The organism is uncultured Nostoc sp., from assembly GCF_937863485.1.
Lineage (GTDB): Bacteria > Cyanobacteriota > Cyanobacteriia > Cyanobacteriales > Nostocaceae > Nostoc.
Genome location: NZ_CALMFY010000011.1, coordinates 1 through 18,049 on the forward strand (window position 1 = coordinate 1; position 18,049 = coordinate 18,049).

At 43.4% G+C, this 18,049-nt stretch carries 19 protein-coding genes; 9 read left to right on the forward strand and 10 right to left on the reverse strand.

The genetic code is table 11. The features are described 5' to 3' along the window. Positions 1 to 539, reverse strand: a 539-nt coding sequence (locus Q0541_RS01180; RefSeq protein ID WP_298904406.1) for a tetratricopeptide repeat protein, incomplete at its 3' end; no start/stop codon positions are given. 135 nt (positions 540 to 674) lie between these two features. Between Q0541_RS01180 and Q0541_RS01185 the strand changes: the two genes are divergently transcribed. Both Q0541_RS01185 and Q0541_RS01190 read left to right on the forward strand, forming a co-directional pair. After that, complete coding sequence (locus tag Q0541_RS01185; RefSeq protein WP_298904408.1) at positions 675 to 923, forward strand: hypothetical protein; 249 nt, start codon at positions 675 to 677, stop codon at positions 921 to 923. Between the two features lie 365 nt (positions 924 to 1,288). After that, complete coding sequence (locus Q0541_RS01190) at positions 1,289 to 1,648, forward strand: hypothetical protein (RefSeq protein ID WP_298904410.1); 360 nt, start codon at positions 1,289 to 1,291, stop codon at positions 1,646 to 1,648. On the opposite strand, the gene Q0541_RS01195 is transcribed toward Q0541_RS01190, so the two are convergent. The 3 genes from Q0541_RS01195 to nfi form a co-directional block, all read right to left on the reverse strand. After that, entirely contained in the window at positions 1,640 to 3,598 is a 1,959-nt protein-coding gene (locus Q0541_RS01195) for an FHA domain-containing protein (protein WP_298904412.1), read from the reverse strand. The two genes, Q0541_RS01190 and Q0541_RS01195, sit on opposite strands and share 9 nt — an antisense overlap. A 57-nt stretch (positions 3,599 to 3,655) precedes the next feature. Further along, complete coding sequence (locus tag Q0541_RS01200) at positions 3,656 to 4,204, reverse strand: FHA domain-containing protein (RefSeq protein WP_298904414.1); 549 nt, start codon at positions 4,202 to 4,204, stop codon at positions 3,656 to 3,658. A gap of 107 nt (positions 4,205 to 4,311) precedes the next feature. Beyond that, the gene (gene nfi / locus Q0541_RS01205; protein ID WP_298904416.1) at positions 4,312 to 4,977 is read right to left on the reverse strand and encodes a deoxyribonuclease V; all 666 of its coding nucleotides are present in this window, start codon (positions 4,975 to 4,977) and stop codon (positions 4,312 to 4,314) included. 243 nt (positions 4,978 to 5,220) lie between these two features. On the opposite strand from nfi, the gene Q0541_RS01210 reads away from it, so the two are divergent. The 7 genes from Q0541_RS01210 (at position 5,221) to Q0541_RS01240 (ending at position 9,742) form a co-directional block, all read left to right on the forward strand. Beyond that, positions 5,221 to 5,742, forward strand: a complete 522-nt coding sequence (locus Q0541_RS01210) for a hypothetical protein (RefSeq protein ID WP_298904418.1) — start codon at positions 5,221 to 5,223, stop codon at positions 5,740 to 5,742. A gap of 293 nt (positions 5,743 to 6,035) precedes the next feature. Then, positions 6,036 to 7,412 carry a hypothetical protein gene (locus Q0541_RS01215; protein WP_298904420.1) on the forward strand — a complete coding sequence of 459 codons (1,377 nt, stop codon included), beginning with the start codon at positions 6,036 to 6,038 and terminating at the stop codon, positions 7,410 to 7,412. 94 nt (positions 7,413 to 7,506) lie between these two features. After that, on the forward strand, positions 7,507 to 7,722 hold the full coding sequence (locus Q0541_RS01220; protein WP_298904422.1) for a type II toxin-antitoxin system HicB family antitoxin: 216 nt from the start codon (positions 7,507 to 7,509) through the stop codon (positions 7,720 to 7,722). Then, positions 7,715 to 7,828 carry a type II toxin-antitoxin system HicA family toxin gene (locus Q0541_RS01225; protein ID WP_298904424.1) on the forward strand — a complete coding sequence of 38 codons (114 nt, stop codon included), beginning with the start codon at positions 7,715 to 7,717 and terminating at the stop codon, positions 7,826 to 7,828. The genes Q0541_RS01220 and Q0541_RS01225 overlap by 8 nt, the downstream gene beginning before the upstream one ends. 241 nt (positions 7,829 to 8,069) lie before the next feature. After that, positions 8,070 to 8,303, forward strand: coding sequence for a hypothetical protein (locus Q0541_RS01230; RefSeq protein WP_298904426.1), 234 nt, complete (start codon positions 8,070 to 8,072; stop codon positions 8,301 to 8,303). Then, positions 8,291 to 8,650, forward strand: coding sequence for a PIN domain-containing protein (locus tag Q0541_RS01235; RefSeq protein WP_298904428.1), 360 nt, complete (start codon positions 8,291 to 8,293; stop codon positions 8,648 to 8,650). Before Q0541_RS01230 ends, Q0541_RS01235 begins: the two co-directional genes overlap by 13 nt. Before the next feature lie 129 nt (positions 8,651 to 8,779). After that, positions 8,780 to 9,742, forward strand: a complete 963-nt coding sequence (locus Q0541_RS01240; protein WP_298904430.1) for an aldo/keto reductase — start codon at positions 8,780 to 8,782, stop codon at positions 9,740 to 9,742. Positions 9,743 to 9,776: 34 nt separating this feature from the next. On the opposite strand, the gene Q0541_RS01245 is transcribed toward Q0541_RS01240, so the two are convergent. The 6 genes from Q0541_RS01245 to Q0541_RS01270 form a co-directional block, all read right to left on the reverse strand. After that, positions 9,777 to 11,030 (reverse strand): DNA cytosine methyltransferase, encoded by a 1,254-nt coding sequence (locus tag Q0541_RS01245; RefSeq protein ID WP_298904432.1) that lies wholly within the window; start codon positions 11,028 to 11,030, stop codon positions 9,777 to 9,779. Between the two features lie 75 nt (positions 11,031 to 11,105). Next, entirely contained in the window at positions 11,106 to 12,275 is a 1,170-nt protein-coding gene (gene lpxB, locus Q0541_RS01250; RefSeq protein ID WP_298904435.1) for a lipid-A-disaccharide synthase, read from the reverse strand. Positions 12,276 to 12,391: 116 nt separating this feature from the next. Continuing rightward, positions 12,392 to 13,210: an acyl-ACP--UDP-N-acetylglucosamine O-acyltransferase gene (lpxA, locus tag Q0541_RS01255; RefSeq protein WP_298904437.1), complete on the reverse strand. Its 819-nt coding sequence runs from the start codon at positions 13,208 to 13,210 to the stop codon at positions 12,392 to 12,394. Positions 13,211 to 13,517: 307 nt separating this feature from the next. After that, a complete protein-coding gene (gene fabZ / locus Q0541_RS01260) occupies positions 13,518 to 14,042 on the reverse strand; it encodes a 3-hydroxyacyl-ACP dehydratase FabZ (RefSeq protein ID WP_298904439.1) in 525 nt (174 codons plus the stop codon). 98 nt (positions 14,043 to 14,140) lie between these two features. Beyond that, positions 14,141 to 14,989, reverse strand: coding sequence for a UDP-3-O-acyl-N-acetylglucosamine deacetylase (lpxC, locus tag Q0541_RS01265; RefSeq protein WP_298904442.1), 849 nt, complete (start codon positions 14,987 to 14,989; stop codon positions 14,141 to 14,143). Positions 14,990 to 15,206: 217 nt separating this feature from the next. Continuing rightward, complete coding sequence (locus Q0541_RS01270; protein WP_298904444.1) at positions 15,207 to 17,759, reverse strand: BamA/TamA family outer membrane protein; 2,553 nt, start codon at positions 17,757 to 17,759, stop codon at positions 15,207 to 15,209. Between the last annotated feature and the right edge of the window lie 290 nt (positions 17,760 to 18,049).

Genomic DNA, 18,049 nt, shown 5'->3' on the forward strand with positions numbered 1-18,049 from the left:
CTGTAGATTACTGCAATATTGTCCAGGCTATTTGCGACATGTGGATGTTCTTTTCCCAGTAAGCGTTTAGTCAGTTCCAAAGCTTGCTGATACAGGGCTTGGGCTTCGCCGTAGCGTCCTGTAGAACGGTAGAGTTCTGCGAGATTGTTCAGGCTAGCGGCGACAGCGAGATGTTCTAAACCAAGATGATTTTTAGCTACCTCAATACATAGTTTGTACCAAGGTTCTGCTTGCTGATAAAGTCCTTGACCGTAATAAAACCAGCCTAAACCTCTGAAAAGCCCAATTAAATCCTCATCGCTGAGATATTGGGATAGGTGGGTTGCAACTTCTGCAAGGTGGGAGATAAAGGGAGTGAGGTTGAAAATATCTTCACGGTTAGGCTGTGGAGGAATTTGCTTTGCGACCTCTAGCATAAGCGCTGCAAAGATTGTTTTTAGCTTATCCGCCTCACTTGACTCATCCAACTTCATTTGAAAAAATTGCCGAATCAAGCTATGAGTAGCAGCTTCATTGGCTAAAAAATCAGCCCATTGCATAGACAGCTTGTGAGATTTCTTCTCGATTCTACTTAATTTCTATCTTCTCTCTACTTTGTCTCCATTTCTAGGGAATCTCCTCTTCTTATGGCAGAAATACGATTTACATAGCAAACATTTAGAAGAGGTTCAGCCGTGAAAACTGCCTTAACAATTCCAGTCAACTCCAATCAAACCACCCAAACTTCGCAATTAATTCCCGCCTCACCAACATCAGTAGAGAATCCATCTACCTGGATGCGAGACGGATACAGCCCCACTGAAATTATTCTCGCGGCGGCAATTTTAACTTCATTGTCGATTGGGGGAATTGGCTCTGTGATTGTCGCAATTACGGGTTTAGTTAAAACTTTAGTACGCCCGACAAGCGAAAAAACAAAGTAGGGGTACTAGCAAAGGCAAATTCTTCGCTTCGTTGCTATCCCGCCTCGGAATCAATTCCGAGGCTAATAGCCTAAGTCCGTTCAAACGGACTAAATTTTAGTTAATTTGAGTCAGTTTGAACTCATATCTTGCATCATTCTCAATTGGCATCCTAGCCCGCCAAGACTCGAAGTGCAAAGCTAGTCCACTCAAGTGGACTGAAACTCTTTGTTAGTCTTCTTTAGAAGACTTTAGCTATTAGCCTCAGAATTCATTTTGAGGCGGTTGTTGGGATTGATGCAAGATGTCAGTTTTAATTGACTTATGGTGTTAGCCTGCGATTTGAATCGCACGCGGGCTGAAGGTATCGCCCGTTACTAGAGACTTTGAGCCTGAACGTTGAGCCTTTGAACCTCAACATTGAGCTTTTGAACCTCGACGTTGAGCCTCTGAGCCTGAACATTGAGCTTTTGAACCTCGACGTTGAGCCTTTGAGCCTGAACGTTGAGCCTTTGAGCCTGAACGTTGAGCCTTTTTACTCGAACGTTGAGCCTTTGAGCCTGAACGTTGAGCCTTTTTACTCGAACGTTGATCCTTTTTACTCAAACGTTGCACCTTTTTACTCGAACGTTGAACCTTTTTACTCGAACGTTGAGCCTTTGAACCTTAAATTTGGAATTTGGTACTCAAAACAGCTAGTTAAATACTGTATTCCTCCTGCCTTCTGCCTCCTAATACTAAGGTGACTGATTTAACACCCACTTCAACCACTGCCCAAAGGAACTTACAACATTTAACCTTTGAACTCTAGGCGCACGTCCAGCGGCGAGTCCATCAACGGCGACTAATGCGGCATATTGCAAGCCCAAGAAACTATCAACTGCTGCATAAGGGCCACCTAAAGTAATAGCCCCAGCAGCATACATTTGACCTCTATCACTACGCATTTCTACTAATTCAAAATTGTTCGCTACAGCCAATCGCCCCAGGTGATTCACTGGGAGGTTGTAATGTTTCACCAAATCTGCTATTAGAGGATTGGCATCTACTTTGGCATCTAGCCCAGTAGCATCAACAATAAAGTCAGCTAGCAACTTCATTTCCCCAAAGCTTTGCTCTCGGATACGGGTAATAGTGCGGTTTTGGGCATCTCGTTCTACATCCAAAACCTCTCCGAAGGTAATTTGATACCAACCTTCGCTGATGCCTTGGGCAGTAATTTGCTGCCAGTCGTGGCGGTCGGCGGTGGTAGTTCCACCCCAGTCTGCTAGTAAACGCTTGCGTTCATCAGGGGTGGCTTTTTCTAACATTGCCCGGAGTTCGCCGCCCCAACAAGCTTTAGGCCAGTTAAAGGGTTGAAATTCGTAATGATTTTTGACTAGGCGCTGGGTATTTTGAAATTTGTTGCCTTGGGGTTTAGGCGATCGCATTAAATGCAAAACTGCAATATTCTGATTTCGCTTTCTGGCTTCATAAATCCGTTGAATAATCCGCGAAGCCACAATTCCCCGCCCACGAATCAATACCGTACCACCTCGTTGCTCTAGTTGCTGATAAACATGATCATGGGCTTCATAAGCATTGACGACAGATTTAAAATCTTGATATTTTTCCCTATAAGTTTGCAAATCTGGGAGAAACTGAATTGCTGGATACCCGGTAGCTAAATGTAAATAACGAGTAACTAAAAAAGCATAATTTCCTGGGCCACGAGAATAGGCTACACAGTACCTGCCATCATCAGTTTTGCGAATTACCCTAACTCGCCCATAGCGATAAATTTGATTCCAGCCAATCCGCTTCGCCTCCCTATCTATGGAATCAAAAACATTACCCGCACGCGGAGTATAAGTTTCTGCAAATGTTGGTTCAGCAAACACTTGCCACAAATACTTGAATGCTGACTTCATCTCTCCCTTGGTGAAATCATGCCAAGCCTCACGCAAGGCATAACTTGGCCAGCCCCAAATATTATCAGGACAAGAGTCAGAATTAGATCGCAGTCTTTCATGTAAGGGAATTTGCGAATTCAAACAAAGGCGCTTGTAACGAGCATAAGGCTCCGCCTCTAATCCCAAAGCTACAATTTTGTCAGCAGGCATACCACTAATTCGCAGCAAATCAGCCCAAAAAAAGCTACCCAGTCCCGCCCCGATCGCTAGATAATCAGATTCATCTACTGGTAAACCCGTAGCATGAAGTGCTTGCACAGCGACTTTTTGGGACTGAAACGCTAATGGCGGGAAATTACTTGCCAAGGGCCTTAGCGGCTCAACGGCAGGCAAACTGGGGTCTGGGAGATTGGTCTTTGCATTGAAGTGAATCGTTGAAGGGGGGGTGGTATCTGGTGCAGAGGCGCTAGCAGCAAATGTCACCATGATCACATAGGGGCCAATTTGCAACGTATCGCCATTAACTAGGACACTGCGGGTTTGTGGTTGACCGTTGACATACACACCGTTAACGCTACCTTGGTCAATCACCACCAAATGGTCTTGTTCCCAGTCAATTAGGGCATGGTAGCGAGAAACTTCGTTACTGTTAAGCAGCATCCTAGAAACCCGCCCTCCCCTGAGTTCAGCAGGTAAACGAGCGAATTCTCGACCAAAAGCAATCGGCATACTCAACATTGGTTCTCGCCGTTCTCCCGTCGCTGGATCTTCCCAACTCAATTTAATTTGTAAATCATTTGTCATTAGTTATTCCCCTCTGCTCCCCTGCTCCCCTGCCCCTTTGGCCCTCTGCCCTCCTTCTCAACTACTCGGTTCTACTAACACACTCAAAGCCGCAGCCAAAGATGTCCCACACCAATGACAGCCAATTTGTAAATTCTCTCCTGGGGAAACTTTATGACATTTGGGGCATTCTAAACCATAAACTCCTGGCAGTGGTGCGGGGGGTGTGGCTGCATAGTGGTGATATCCGTGTACTGGTGGATGGGGTGAGAGCAAAATTGTTGCTGGAATGCTGCCCGTCGAAATGCTAGTAACGTTGAGTTTTATTTGTCCCAAAGAGATACTAGTGCCCTCAGTTAAAGGCATTTCACCTTGGACTAATTGCCGTCCATCGACAATGGGGGGATTTTGCGATCGCAAATTCCTGATATAAAAGCCCTGTTGCTGGTGATGAAAAAAGATTTCAACGTGCAGACCAGAGACAGTAGGGTGACTTAGAACAATATCGCACCGGAGTGGGTCGCGACCGATGCGGACACTGCCAGGATTTTGACTTGACTGTTGTTCGTAAATGTTCTGAGTTTTATCTTCACCTGCATCGTGCCACTGTAAAGTCAGTGCGTTCATTGTTCTAATTTCGTAACTCGTATTTAGCTACTTCAACTTCTTTCTGTGCGATTCCTAACACGATTGAGTCGGCGCAAGCAAGTATTTAAAAAAAACTTCAACAAGCTTTATTTTGCCGACGCTAATTTATCAGCGATGCGTGTAGTTTCCGGCAGCCGATATTTTGGCGTGCAGCGTAATACATAGTCAATTGCTGTCGGTAAACTAATTCGATGGCCACTGGAGATGTACAGAGGTTTTACTCCAGTGCGCGATCGCAAAACTGCCCCAATCGTTTCACCCTTATATATCAGTGGTTGCCTGCTGCCTTTTGTTTGGGCCAATTCTTCATACTTGCCTACCAACAACGACTTGGCTACACCAATTGTTGGCATATCTATAAGTAACCCTAGATGGCTAGCTATACCTAATCTGCGGGGATGAGCAATTCCCTGACCATCACACAGGATCATATCTGGTATTATTTTAATTTTTTCCAGGGCATCAAGAACAGCTGGAATTTCTCGAAATGAGAGGAACCCCGGAATATAAGGAAAGCTTGTAGGACGGTGTGCTAGGCTTGTCTCGATTACTTGCAAATCAGGAAAACTCAGGACTGCGACAGCTGCCCGGCTAATTGTTCCATCAGCTTCAAAACCCATATCCACTCCAGCAACATACTGGATAGGTTCTTGCAGTTGATCCTCAGTAATTACTTGATCGCGCAGCTTTTCTTGGATAACTATGGCTTCTTCTAGCGTTGAGGGCCAAGCATAATCTTGATAAATCTTCATATTGAAAAGTGGAATTAAACTAATTAATATTAATCCTGTTAATTTGGCAAGCACAAAAACAATAGTTTTTGATGTTGATACAGGGAAAATATATTTATTGCAAAAGTCTGTGAAAGGCTATCTTTATAGTAGATATTTTAGCCCAGATTAGCTGATATTGTGCATCAGAATGTTACTTACGGTTGTCAAGAGGGAATCCTGAGAATATAAGTTTATTTTCCTAGATTTTCTCTTTTAGTGGTTATGACACAGCCGAATATTCTAAAACTTGCAAAACAGGGAGATACCCAGGCGATCGCATCTCTGATGAACCGCCATCTATACCCCAAAGGGATCACTGCAAAAGTTGCCCTCAAAGATGCTTGCTTAGAGGTAATACTAGAATCTGCCGAAGTACCAAATCGGCAAACCTTAGTTGCATTTATCCGCAAAGGGTTAACTGCTTTAGCGGCTGCGTCTGTTGAAAGAGTGAAAGTTTATGGACAACAAACGGATAAGGAGTTTCCAGCTTGGAGTAAAGAGTTTGATTTGGGTATAGCAGAAGCTGAAATAGAAGTAGGGGATGAGCAACAGTCTTCTAGTAACCCTCAAAATCTAACTATTTATATTAACTTCAGTGGCGATACTGCTCAAGGATTAACAAACCAAGATTTTGAATTTATTGCTAATAAAATAAGTACTGATATTTTATCATCTTGTACTGACATTTTTATTCAGAAAGTAAGTATTAGTAATGGTAGCTCTGTGATTACAAAGGAACGCTAGAATTTAATTTGCCTCACGTATAAGTGCAGAGAAAGAGTCAAAAATCTGGTTGTTTGCAAAAAGTATAATAAATCTAAGTAAATTTTAAACATAGGACTTGAAAGATTTTGAAAATGTTGCTTTTGGCTGTAAATCGGGAACCCTGAGATAGAAGATATTATCTCAGTTTTTCGGATTTATTGGTTATGACACAGCCGAATCTTTTAGAACTTGCTAAACAAGGAGATGCACAGGCGATCGCTTCAGTAATCAATTACCTTTGGCAATCAAAAAGTATTACTGCCAAAGTAATCTTGAAAGATGATTGCTTACAGGTAATGCTGGAATCTTTTCAAGTACCAGAGCAAGAATCATCAGTCACTTTTATTTGTAAACTAATAATAAAGTTAGAAGCTAAACCTATTAAGTCTGTAAAAATCTATGGAAAAAGGAAAGGACAAACTTCAGTAGCTTGGATAGATTATTTAAATTTGACCCCTGAAAATGAGGAGACTAAAAAACATTCCAGTATTTTAGAACTAGCTAAACAGGGAAAATACGAAACACTCTCTCAAATATGGCCAGTTTGGTTTCCTTATCCTAGTTCTTGGTTCAGAGCGATTATTCTAGTTCCCATAGCATTTCCTGGCACACGTTTAATAGTCTTTGGATTGACCGGAGTGTTTATATCAGTTCTCGGCAACAGCCCTATATTATCAATATTTTCTGTTTTATTCGGTTTATTAATACCAACGACTTTTTTAGCCTTTATCTACCATATTTTCTGGTTTATTTGGCAAAAACCTAAATTATCTAATAAATTACCTAAATGGATACCTACTTTGAATAGCTTATGGGCAGGCTTCTATGGCACAATCGTGATCGGATTATCTTTTATGCTAATCCTAACTATCTTTTCGGAATTAGCTTTTTCTAGTTGCAACTTGTACAATAAAATATCGGAATACTTCGATGGTTGTACTGGAAATTTAACAGGACGTGCAACAAACGGAATCTTTTACAGCATTGAAAATAATGATTTTTTAAGTCAACGTTGGTTCATGATTTGGATGTTCACTGCTGCATATCTATACCAATTAGAATACTTAGTAATCAAACGCTTCATTCCTAAACTGAAAGTTCTACTCCAAAACTTTCAAACTAGACCTAAGAGCTACAGTATTGATTGCACAGATTTAGAAATTGACAGATTACGTGGTGATATGGGTCTAACGCAAATCAAAAAAGGCAAAAAGCAGCATTCGGCAATACTATCTCAAGATAATTATCAAACGCCTAAAAATTTAAAGAAAAAACTGCTGATAATTATGCTCATTCCCTTGGTTACCATCGGAATATATATATTAGCAAAAATTCCCAAAATGAAAGGAAAAGTACCAACTTCTATAACTTCTAAAGTTACGTCGCCGACTCCAATTGTAACAACACTCACACCTGAAACTAATAGATTTCGAGAGGCTGTTAATCAAGCAACCAGTGCTGCCAAACTGACCCAACTAGCAAAATCTCCAGATGAGTGGAAAACAGTTGTGAGTCAGTGGCAAGCTGCGATCGCACTTATGAAAACTGTGCCATCTTCTAGCCCAAATTATACAATAGTCCAGCAAAAAATCATAGAATATCAAAAAAATCTGAACTACGCTGAGAAAAATGCCGTCGGTGGCAAGTAATGCGATCGCCCCTCAAAGCTAAACTAGAAAAAGGAGTGCGTAGGCGTAGCCCGTCGTAGACATCGCTCGATTGTCCGTATCAGAATAAAAGAGTATGAAGACTAAAATATTAACTGCCATTATTCACAAAGAAGAAGAAATGTATGTTGCTGAATGTCCTGAAGTCGGCACAGTTGACCAAGGTGAAACAATTGAAGAAGCTCTTACTAATCTTAAAGAAGCTACAAGGTTATATCTAGAAGAATGTCCTTTAACCGACACTGATACTAGTCCCAGATTTGTAACGAGTATAGAGGTCAGCTATGCCTAGATTGCCAAGAATATCAGGCAATGAGGCAATTCGTGCATTAGAGCGCTTAGGATTTATTCAAACTAGACAAACTGGTAGTCATGTTGTACTTAAAAAACCAACTTAAGAAGGAGAAATTGTTTGTGTTGTACCACTCCACCGCGAGTTAAAAGTTGGCACACTCAGTGGTGTTCTTAAGCAAGCAAAGGTTACGCCAGAAGAGTTTATAGAAAATTTGTAAGCGCGATCGCACCTCAAAGTTAAAATAGAAAAAGCAATGCGTAGGCATAGCCCGTCGTAGACATCGCTCTTATTCTTACCTATCCTGATAAAATGCGATATTCCGATACTAATAAGGATAAATTATCATGCTTAATGGATTCAGGCAACAGGCGATCGTCAAACCTGGTGGTGTAGTAGAAATCTGTTCTCCAGAACTTCCAGCAGGTGCAACTGTCGAGGTGATAGTACTTCTGGAGTCACCCCCAAAGCATTCAGAAAAGCTTCTAACTAGCTTTATCGGATCTGCTAGAGGCAGTTTTGCCACACCCGAAGAAGTGGATAACTTTATTCGCCAAGAACGAGATGCATGGGAATCTTAGATGCTATTCAAGGCACACGGATCTACCTCGATACAAACATTTGGATCTATGCTTTAGAGGGATATCCGCCATTCGTCCAAGATTTAACTCAGTTATTGCAAAGTATTGATCAAGGTAACTTGAGTGTAGTAACTAGTGAATTATCACTTGCTGAAGTATTGGTAAAATCTTTCCAAAATCAGGACTTAGCTCAACAAAAAACTTACGAACAACTGATTAGCAATTCACAGAATTTAACAGTGATTCCTGTCAGTCGTCAGGTTTTAATTGAAGCTGCTAAACTCCATGCCAGGATTAACATTAAATTACCGGATGCTATCCATGCAGCAACAGCACTATTGACTTAATGCTCTACTTTTCTAACTAATGATCATCGCTTTCGGAGCGTTCCTGATCTATCAGTAATTTTGCTTTCTGAGATTAATTCCCGCTAGTTAGAATTTATAATAAAACTAATTTCGCCCCCGAAGCCAATCATGACAGAAGGAAAAACACGGCGTAATTTCCTAATTACCAGCCTTGCTGTGACAGGAGGTATTGTGGCAACTAATGCTTTACAAAATACTACCAACATCGCAACACCACCAGCAACCATGCCAGAACGGCTGCTGGGACGCACTGAAGTAAAACTGCCTATCTTCGGGTTAGGAGGAGCAGGACAAACGCCGCTATCCTGGGAAGGAAAAGAGGGTGATGCTGTGGCAATTATTCAAAGAGCGCTGGAACTTGGCATTCGCTACTTTGATACTGCGGCTAGTTATGGGCCGAGTGAAGATTATTTAGGTAAAGTCCTACCACCCCATCGCTCAAAGCTGTTTCTAGCAAGCAAGACTGATCAAAGAGATCGGGATGGTGCATGGCGAGAATTGGAGCGATCGCTTAAACGTCTCAATACAGATTATCTCGATTTGTGGCAGTTGCATCGCGTTTCTTTTTCCGAAGAACTCGACACCATCTTTAGTCCATCTGGTGCAATTAAAGCTTTAGAAGAAGCCATACAACAAAAATTGGTGCGCTTTGCTGGTATCACCGGACATCACGACCCTAAAGTGATTGCCGAAGGGTTACGTCGCTATCCTTTCCACACTACACTGATTCCGGTGAATGCCGCTGACAAACACCACCCACATCCATTTATCCCGGTTGTTCTACCAGTTGCTCAAGAAAAAAATGTCGGTGTGATTGCGATGAAAGTCCCGGCTTATGGTCGGCTGTTTAAATCAGGTGGGTTGACAGGTATGCAGCAAGCTTTAGGTTACACAATGTCTCAGCCTGGGGTTCATTGTTGCGTGATTGCGGCAGAGACAGTTGCACAATTAGAGAAGAATGTCAAGATAGCGCGGGCTTTTGTGCCCCTTAAAAAGGAAGAATTAACAGCGATCGCAGGGCGGACTGCTAATATCTGGGAAGATAGTACATTCTTCCGTGCCTGGACTTAGCCCAACCTTGTACATATTACGGAGTGTATTCTTATCAGTCCCGCTGATAATGTTGTGCCGCTTGGGACATATTAAATTGTAGTAGCTTTTCCTCTGGCAACTTGTATTCCAAACTCGGTTTAAAAGGCGAAATATTTAAACTGCGAATAATTTCTGCCGCCACAGCTTTTGCTAGTAGGGGTGGTACAGAGTTACCGACTTGTCTAAATCCGTGCCATTTAGTTACATGAAATCTAAACCAATCGGGGTAAGAATGTAATCTTGCTGCTTCTCTGACTGTGATACAACGGGGCGTAAATGGATGAATCGGTCTAGGAGATGTGAAAGAACCCTTGTACTTGTCTGTTCCGGCTCTTAAAGTATTGCAGACACCAGCAGGGTGCAGCTTATAAAAACGACTAATTTTTTCTCTCTCTCCTTGTTGAGTCTCCTGAAAACGTTGAATAGTTTCTGCTGAATGTTTTGTTCTTAAACTTGAAGAAAGTATTCGCAAATCATATTCACGTTTGTAAGAATAATCATCGTTTAGGCATTTGATACCGCGAAGTATACGAGCGTAGTTACTAGGCTTTCCGTATTCTGCTGTTACCCAATTTCTTATTAGTAACTCAGGATATTTTTCTATTTCAGGTAAATCTCCAATTGCATCCCATACTGTAGGACTCAATGGAATGTCAGATATTTTTTGAGAATTTAAATTATTTGGTAATGCTTGTTTAGTAATCGGTTGAGGATATTTCGGTAACTCTAGATCCTCCCTTGCGCCTATGAGAAATAATCTCTCACGGGACTGTGGTACTCCGTAATGTGCAGCGTTGAGAATTTGATAACTTTCTTCTACTTTATAGCCGTAAATTTTAAACTCGCTAATTAAGGTTTGGAGGATTTGTTTATGTTCGCCAACTGTGATCCCCCGCACATTTTCCATCACAAAAAATTTTGGTTTTAGCTCCAAAACCAGTCGATGAAAGTGAAACACCAAAGAGTTTCGTGGATCATCAACAGCCCGTTTACCAATTAAGGAAAATCCTTGACATGGTGAGCCACAAATTACCACATCAATTTCACGATCGCCAACACGAGACCGATTCCTAATTTCTTCCCCAGTTGTCTGTTCAACACTTTTACATAAAACTGAGCAAAAAGGGAAGTTAAACTCATGTGTTGCACAGTGAATCGGGTCGATTTCCACGGACGCTAGCACATCAAAGCCAGCTTGCTCAAAGCCAAGAGTCATACCGCCGGCGCCAGCGAACAAATCAACTGCGATCGCTCTTTGTTTTTTCATCTCATCAGCCATGACACCTCTAAAGGGATTGGGTATCACGTTTTAAATATACAAAATTTTCCCAGTCCCCATTCCCTAGTCCCCAGTTTCCGATAGCATTTGCAAAATTTCTTGAGCAGCGCGATCGCACACCCCAACTTCTCCTAAACTTTGCCGCATTTCTTCATAATCTAGCAAAGTTTGCTGTCTTCGACGGGCATTGAGTAGCAGTTCCATCGCTGCTTGGATAATATTCTCTGGTGTGGCTTGCTCTTGTAAAAATTCTGGCACAATCGGCTTCATCACTACTAAATTGGGTGGTGATGCAAAGGTTATGGAACCTTTGAGGATGTTACGAGCTATCCAAGCAGTCAGGGAACTGAGGCGGTAAACTACAACTTGCGGCACATTTAACAGAGCCAGTTCTAGGTTGACAGTACCAGATTTACTAATAGCTAAATCAGCAGCAGCAAAAACTTCCTTTTGTCGACCTAATACAACTGTAGCCTGCAAACCGTAACGCTCAATAGCCTCCTCAATTGGCTGTCTATAGACTTCCAGAGATAGGGGAATCCAAAAATGAACTTCAGGTAATTTAGCTTGAAGAGTTTGGGCGGCTTGAAAAATAATTGGTAAAAGATATTTTAGTTCTTGGTGGCGAGAGGCGGGAAGGAGTGCGATCGCAATCTGTTCTGGTGCAATCCCCAATGTTGTACGAGCTGTTTGGCGACTGGGAGCGTCTTGCATTCCGTCAACCAAAGGATGCCCTACCCAAATAACTTTTGCGCCTTTCTCCCGAAAGTAACGGGCTTCTTGTGGGAAGATTGCCAACAGCTTGTCTGTAAAGCCAACAATCCTGTCAGTCCTACGCAAATTGACTGACCAAGCCCACTCTTGGGGAGCGATGTAATATACTACAGGCACATCTGGCAGATGCTGTTTCATGTAAGTCCCAATTTTTATATTTGGACTCATGTAATCGATCAGCACCACCAAGTCAGGTGGATCTTGCTTTAGGGAAGCGATCGCCGCTCGTTGCACCTGGAGAGTCGGTAAAACATAAGGCAGCCCTTCTAAAATACCCATTGAGCCAATACTACTGGTATTGCCCAGCAGAATTGCCCCAGCCTCAAGCATTTTTTCGCCACCCAATGCCACAATTTCTAATTCCAACCCAATCGCCACAGCTTGACGCTTCAGCGCTGTAATTAGCAGCGACCCTTGTAAATCGCCAGATACTTCGCCAGTGCTGATAAATATCCGCATTTGATAATTGGTAATTAGTAAAAACTTAAAAGTGAGGAGTGAATAGTTAGGAGTTAGGAGTTAGGAGTTAGGAGTTAAAAATTTAATTCATCAACTCATAACTCATAACTTAAAATTCACGATTCATCACTCGCGCCTTTTTTCCCCTTACCGGGAATCAAGCCACGTCTTCCTGGCATCTGAGAAAGTAGCAGGAAGCGGCGCAGATGCTGCAATTCTTCGCTATCCCCTAACAGTTCCAGTTGTTCCAAGGCATCCTTAAAGGACAAATCAGAACGGTAGAGAATGCGGAAGGCTTTTTTCAGCATTTGCAAATCTGCTGAGTCCATACCAGAGCGTTTAAGTCCGACAAGGTTGAGAGTTCGTACCCGCGCCGGATTTCCCTCAACTAGCATATATGGGGCCACATCCCGGTCAATACGTGCCATGCCTCCTACCATTGCCTGTCTACCAATATGCACAAATTGATGGACACCTAAAACCCCACTCAGCCTAGCGCGTGACTCTATATGGACATGACCTGCCAACGCCACAGAGTTAGCAATCACTACCTGGTCTTCAATCACGCAGTTATGAGCCACATGGACATAAGCCATCAGCAGGTTCCCATCACCTATTACCGTCGCTTCACCGGCACCAGTAGCACGGTTAATAGTAACGTACTCACGAATTAAGTTGTTATCACCAATTTTGACCCAGGTTGGTTCTCCCACAAACTTGAGATCCTGAGGTTCCATGCCGATGGCTGCACCTGTAAAAATTTGATTTTGCGCCCCAATTTCACAAGGCCCCTCTAGCACAGCATGAGCGCCGATTATTGTTTCAGGGCCCACTTTGACATGCGCTCCAATCACAGCATAGGCACCGACTTGCACTGTATGGTGGAGTTCCGATTTAGGATGAATTACAGCAGTTGGATGAATTAGCGTTTTCAAGGGTGAATCTCCAGAACTGTCTTGATAAGCCAGCGCCAGACGGGGTTTCTCAGGCAGCGTGTTACTCTGGTTAAGAGAGTTGTACCTACTGCCGTCCCATCGAGGTGACTGGTAGAGCGTGAAGTATTTCAGTGAACGAAAGTGTCGGGCAAAGCAAGTTAAGTGTGTTTGTGAGTGCGTCTCGTAGAGAGGGCGTCGAAAATCAAGAAATCATCAGATGCTGTTGTAGATATTTTTAACTGTTATCCTTTTTCAGGATTCAGTAAGGGCACTTCACGGCTATGCCCAATACCACGAAAGCAAACTTTTAGTTAACTAGAGAAAACATTAATTCCCCTTCACAAGCAAGTTGACCGTCAACTTCGGCACGACCTTGCATCTTACCGAAACGACGTTGTTTTACCCATAACAGTTCCAACGTCATTACTAGTTGATCCCCCGGTACGACCTGGCGGCGAAAGCGGACTTTATCGATACCAGCGAAGACGAACAGTCCGTCTTCTTCCGGAGACATTTGAGTCAGGACAATGCCCCCGACTTGTGCCATTGCTTCGACAATTAGCACCCCTGGCATCAGTGGACGTCCAGGGAAATGTCCTTGAAAATGGGGTTCATTGATAGTGACATTTTTAACCCCAACAGCTTTTTTACCTGGAACGTAGTCAATTATTTTGTCTACAAGTAAAAATGGGTAGCGGTGGGGTAGCAATTTTTGAATTTCTTCAGATGTAAAACTTGTTTTAATCTCAGAACTGATTGTAGTCTCATTTATAGCCTGTGGTTCGGTAGATGTAGTTGTATTGATGGTATTCACTTCAGTGAGGATTGACATTGGCCGTGTAGTTGATTTTTCATCTGAAAGTTGAGTAGGCAGGCGTATATCCAAAGCTTAATAATCCTAGATTTTAGGCTTTAGTTTTAATCTAAAATCTAAAATCCCAAATCTAAAATTCTTTGAGCCAGTTGAATGTGTAAATTATGACTGGCTTTATACGCTAAGAAATGAGCACTAGGAAAAGTTCCCAGTAAACTTAAATCTCCTACTAAATCCAAGATTTTATGACGGACTGGCTCATTTGCAAATCTTAATGGTGGATTTAGCCAGCCTTCTGATCCACAAACAAGTGCATTATCCAAACTGCCACCTTTAATTAACCCTGTTTTTTGTAAGTGTTCAATTTGATGCTGTAACCCAAAAGTACGGGCAGGAGCAATTTCCGCAGCAAAGCTAGCAGAAGCTTTTCCTAGTTCAGCACTTAGTGACCAACTATGCCATTGATTACCAATGGCAGGCAGGTCAAAATCAATACCGTAACTAAAGCGGGTTTCTGGTGCTGGGAGGGCACATACAAAGGCATCCCCTTGATAGACCCATATTGGTTCTGTAACAGCCAAGGGAACTTGGTTGTTAACGGGTTGTGATACTAAGCCAACTTGGGCAATGTTGGCTGTCCACACACTTGCTGAACCATCCAAAAGTGGAACTTCTGGGCCATCAATTTCAATCCGGGCATTATCCACACCCATACCAGAAAGTGCTGCCAACAAATGCTCTACCGTGCGAACAGATACCTCACCCTTGCCCAACTGAGTTGAGAGAACAGTGTGACTAACTGCCGCAACTTGGGCTGGAATGATCGGCAAATCTGGTAAATCCACTCGCACAAAGTAGCGTCCACTTCCTGCCTCAGCTGGTAGTATCCGCACCTGGGTACTCACACCGCTATGCAGTCCGACCCCTGTTTGGATAATTTGGGCGGCTAGAGTGTGCTGTTGCATAGCCGAAAAGTCAATATATTTCTTTTAGTATTGTTCATCGTCTGTTTTGGTAAAATCCCTGATATTTCCCTAAAAATGTGATTAATCCCTTTATCGGAACAGTATTGAGGTAAATGTGAAAATTAGCAAGCTAATCCAAAAAAGTTATGAGTTAAGAGTGAGGAGTGAGGAATTAAAACTCATAATTCCTAACTTTTAACTTCTAACTCCTAACTGGTTAAAACCTTTCGCCAATACCGAAATTAATCCGGCTATCACCGTCATCGTTGATACCATAGTCAATCCGAATTGGCCCCAGTGGAGACTGGACGCGAACGCCAAGACCATAGCCGAAGCCACTACCATTTTTGTTCAACACTTCAGCTGCCCTAGTACTAGTTCCCAGGTCACTGCCGACATCAAAAAATAGTGCGCCGCTGACTACTGAAAAAACTGGGAACCGATACTCAACTGATGCTTGCACATAAGAGCGTCCACTAGCTAATGCTCCTTCTTCATAACCCCGGACGGAGTTGCTACCGCCAAGGGTAAAAGCTTCGTAGGGAGGCAAGTCACCGAAGATGGTTCCTGCTTGCAGGTTAAATGCTAAGGTTTGTGCCCCTTTGCTGAGGCTAATCAGTTTGATGGGTAAATATTGGCTGTAGCTACCCCGTAATCTGGTGAGGAAAATGTTGCCTAGTCCGATAGGAACCGACTGATCAACGCCGAAGCGGAGATAAGAACCGCTAGTGGGTTGCAGAGGGTTATTACGGAGATCGCGCTGTGCCCCCAGTTGCAGCAGTAGTAAATCGTCTTGACCGCTACTAGATAAAGTCAGTGGAATTTCATCACTGATGCGGTTTCCATTATCATCAAATACCGCTCCTGTTTTTCTAAGATTGCCATCAGCATCACGGGCAGAAACTCGTTGATACTGTAAACCCGCTGAGGCAGTCCAGACGGAAGTTTTGTAAGGATTGGCAGACAGGGGACGGGTAAAGGTGACACCACCACCTATACGGAGAATGCGGGGGCGATCCTGAGAACCTGTATTAGTGGGATTATCTGGGTCAAACGTCCTAATATCTTCATCTTTGCCATCAAAAATCAATGAAATGGAACTGCGGCGAAAAATATTTGTTGTGTAAGAAGTCCGGTAGGGATCTCCTGCAATCCAGGGGTCTGTGAACCGCAGGTCAAACAGCAGTTCCCGTTCTCCCACCTGTACTTCTGCCCCCAGCTTTTGGTTTCTACCGTTCAGATTTTGCTGTTGATAGCTTACTGTTCCAAAAAGTCCGCTAGCAGAACTAATCCCTGCCCCAGCCGCAATAGAACCGCTGCTGCGTTCAGCTACATTCACTACTACATCCACCTTGCTGGGGTCACTACCAGGGTCAAGGGACACATTCACATCTTCAAACAGTCCTACTCCATACACGCGCTGTAGGTCTTTTTGCACTGTGTTGCGATTGAATACTTGACCTGGCTTCAACTCCAATTCTCGTGTAATGATGTAATCCTGTGTGCGTCCCCGAATCGGTTGTCCTTTCTCGTCTGTCTCCTGACCATCTTTATTACGGAACCGGACTCTAATATTCTCTACTACCCCTTCTGCTATTTGCAACGTAACAACTCCGTTTTCAGAGACTTGGGGCGCTCCAATCACGTTGGCTAGCACGTAACCTTGGTCTTGATATCGCTTGTTTAACTGCTTGATGCCTTCTTGCAAGTCACGCAAGTTGAGGATTTTGCCATACTGCTCCCGAAATACTTCATCCACAGTATTAGCTGGTAGTACAGAAGCAACACCAGTGCCAGGATTGGCTTGCACTTCTACTTTGCTGAGGACGGGGTTAGGCTGCACAACAAAGCTCACCCGCACTCCCAAGGGGGTATCTTCTGGCGTTGCCTGGACGTTAGAGAAGAAGCCAGTACCAAAGATGGCGTTAATATCTTCTTGTAGTTGGCTGCGGGTTGTCGTTCGTCCTGGTTGGGTACGAATTACTTTGTAAACTTGGTCTTCTAGTTCTGGTGATAGTTGCCCAGCCTGTGATCTAATTACTACTTCTGATACCAATACGCGGGGATCATTGGCTTCTGGGGCTGTGTTGGGTTGAGTATTTCCCGGAGTTGTCGGCGGATTAATATTCTGCGGACTGGGAGTAGCGCCTGGGGCTGTGTTGGGTTGAGTATTTCCCGGAGTTGTCGGCGGGTTAATATTCTGCCGACTGGGAGTCGCGCCTGGGGCTGGGGCAGGTGTTCTTTGTTGACTAGCTGGGGGCGGAATGTCTGGAGTGGTTGATGGTTGTGGAGTTGTGGGTAATAAAGGTTCCGTTGTCGGTGGATTGACATTTTCTGGGACTGGAGTGGTTTCAGGAGTTGGGGAAGGCGTTGGTTGTTGAATTTCTGGCGGTGGAATGTCTGGAGCGGGAGATGGCTGTTGAGTAGGGCTGGGATTGATGATTTGAGGGGTTTGTGCAGTTGTTGGCGTTGTGGAGGTTGGTACTATTACCTTTGATGTCGCGATGGCTGCTGGATTTGCAGGGTAAATTGCGACAATGCGGGATTGGAGAGGCTCCCCCTCTATAACTCTTGTGGGATTAGGTCGAGATACTAGACTTTTACTAGAGTTACCCTGACCAGTATCCTTTTCTGGCTGCTGATTTTTTTCTAGTGTCAAAACTTCTGTTGTCTGTTTTGAACTGTTGGCGGTTTCTGCATTTGCACTCAATGAACCGCCCAAAGGGACTGCAATTGCTACTGCTGCCAGCAATACGGGAGATAAACGCATTTTACTTATGATTCCTCTTCACGACCACACACACACCATCACAAGGCAATAATGCCCTCATGCCAAAGGTAAAACTCAAGACATAATTTTTTCTTTTGCTTTTTTACTTTACAAGGCAAAAGGCAAAAGTCAAATTTCAAGAGGCAAGATCAATCCCACGCTTTTAAATGTGGGATTGATCTTGGACGTTTTGGATCTCGCACTACCTGAGGTGACAGACAATTTTTCTTTTTAAACTGGCTAATGACCCACGACTAAAGTTTTCATTCATAATTCTTTGCTTTTGTCTC

Excerpts from the sequence above, each read along its gene's own strand:
- Q0541_RS01195 (WP_298904412.1), bottom strand. The coding sequence starts at position 3,598 with ATGACAAATGATTTACAAATTAAATTGAGTTGGGAAGATCCAGCGACG.
- Q0541_RS01200 (WP_298904414.1), bottom strand. The coding sequence starts at position 4,204 with ATGAACGCACTGACTTTACAGTGGCACGATGCAGGTGAAGATAAAACT.
- nfi (WP_298904416.1), bottom strand. The coding sequence starts at position 4,977 with ATGAAGATTTATCAAGATTATGCTTGGCCCTCAACGCTAGAAGAAGCC.
- Q0541_RS01210 (WP_298904418.1), top strand. The coding sequence starts at position 5,221 with ATGACACAGCCGAATATTCTAAAACTTGCAAAACAGGGAGATACCCAG.
- Q0541_RS01220 (WP_298904422.1), top strand. The coding sequence starts at position 7,507 with ATGAAGACTAAAATATTAACTGCCATTATTCACAAAGAAGAAGAAATG.
- Q0541_RS01225 (WP_298904424.1), top strand. The coding sequence starts at position 7,715 with ATGCCTAGATTGCCAAGAATATCAGGCAATGAGGCAATTCGTGCATTA.
- Q0541_RS01230 (WP_298904426.1), top strand. The coding sequence starts at position 8,070 with ATGCTTAATGGATTCAGGCAACAGGCGATCGTCAAACCTGGTGGTGTA.
- Q0541_RS01235 (WP_298904428.1), top strand. The coding sequence starts at position 8,291 with ATGGGAATCTTAGATGCTATTCAAGGCACACGGATCTACCTCGATACA.
- Q0541_RS01240 (WP_298904430.1), top strand. The coding sequence starts at position 8,780 with ATGACAGAAGGAAAAACACGGCGTAATTTCCTAATTACCAGCCTTGCT.
- Q0541_RS01245 (WP_298904432.1), bottom strand. The coding sequence starts at position 11,030 with ATGAAAAAACAAAGAGCGATCGCAGTTGATTTGTTCGCTGGCGCCGGC.
- lpxB (WP_298904435.1), bottom strand. The coding sequence starts at position 12,275 with ATGCGGATATTTATCAGCACTGGCGAAGTATCTGGCGATTTACAAGGG.
- fabZ (WP_298904439.1), bottom strand. The coding sequence starts at position 14,042 with ATGTCAATCCTCACTGAAGTGAATACCATCAATACAACTACATCTACC.
- lpxC (WP_298904442.1), bottom strand. The coding sequence starts at position 14,989 with ATGCAACAGCACACTCTAGCCGCCCAAATTATCCAAACAGGGGTCGGA.
- Q0541_RS01270 (WP_298904444.1), bottom strand. The coding sequence starts at position 17,759 with ATGCGTTTATCTCCCGTATTGCTGGCAGCAGTAGCAATTGCAGTCCCT.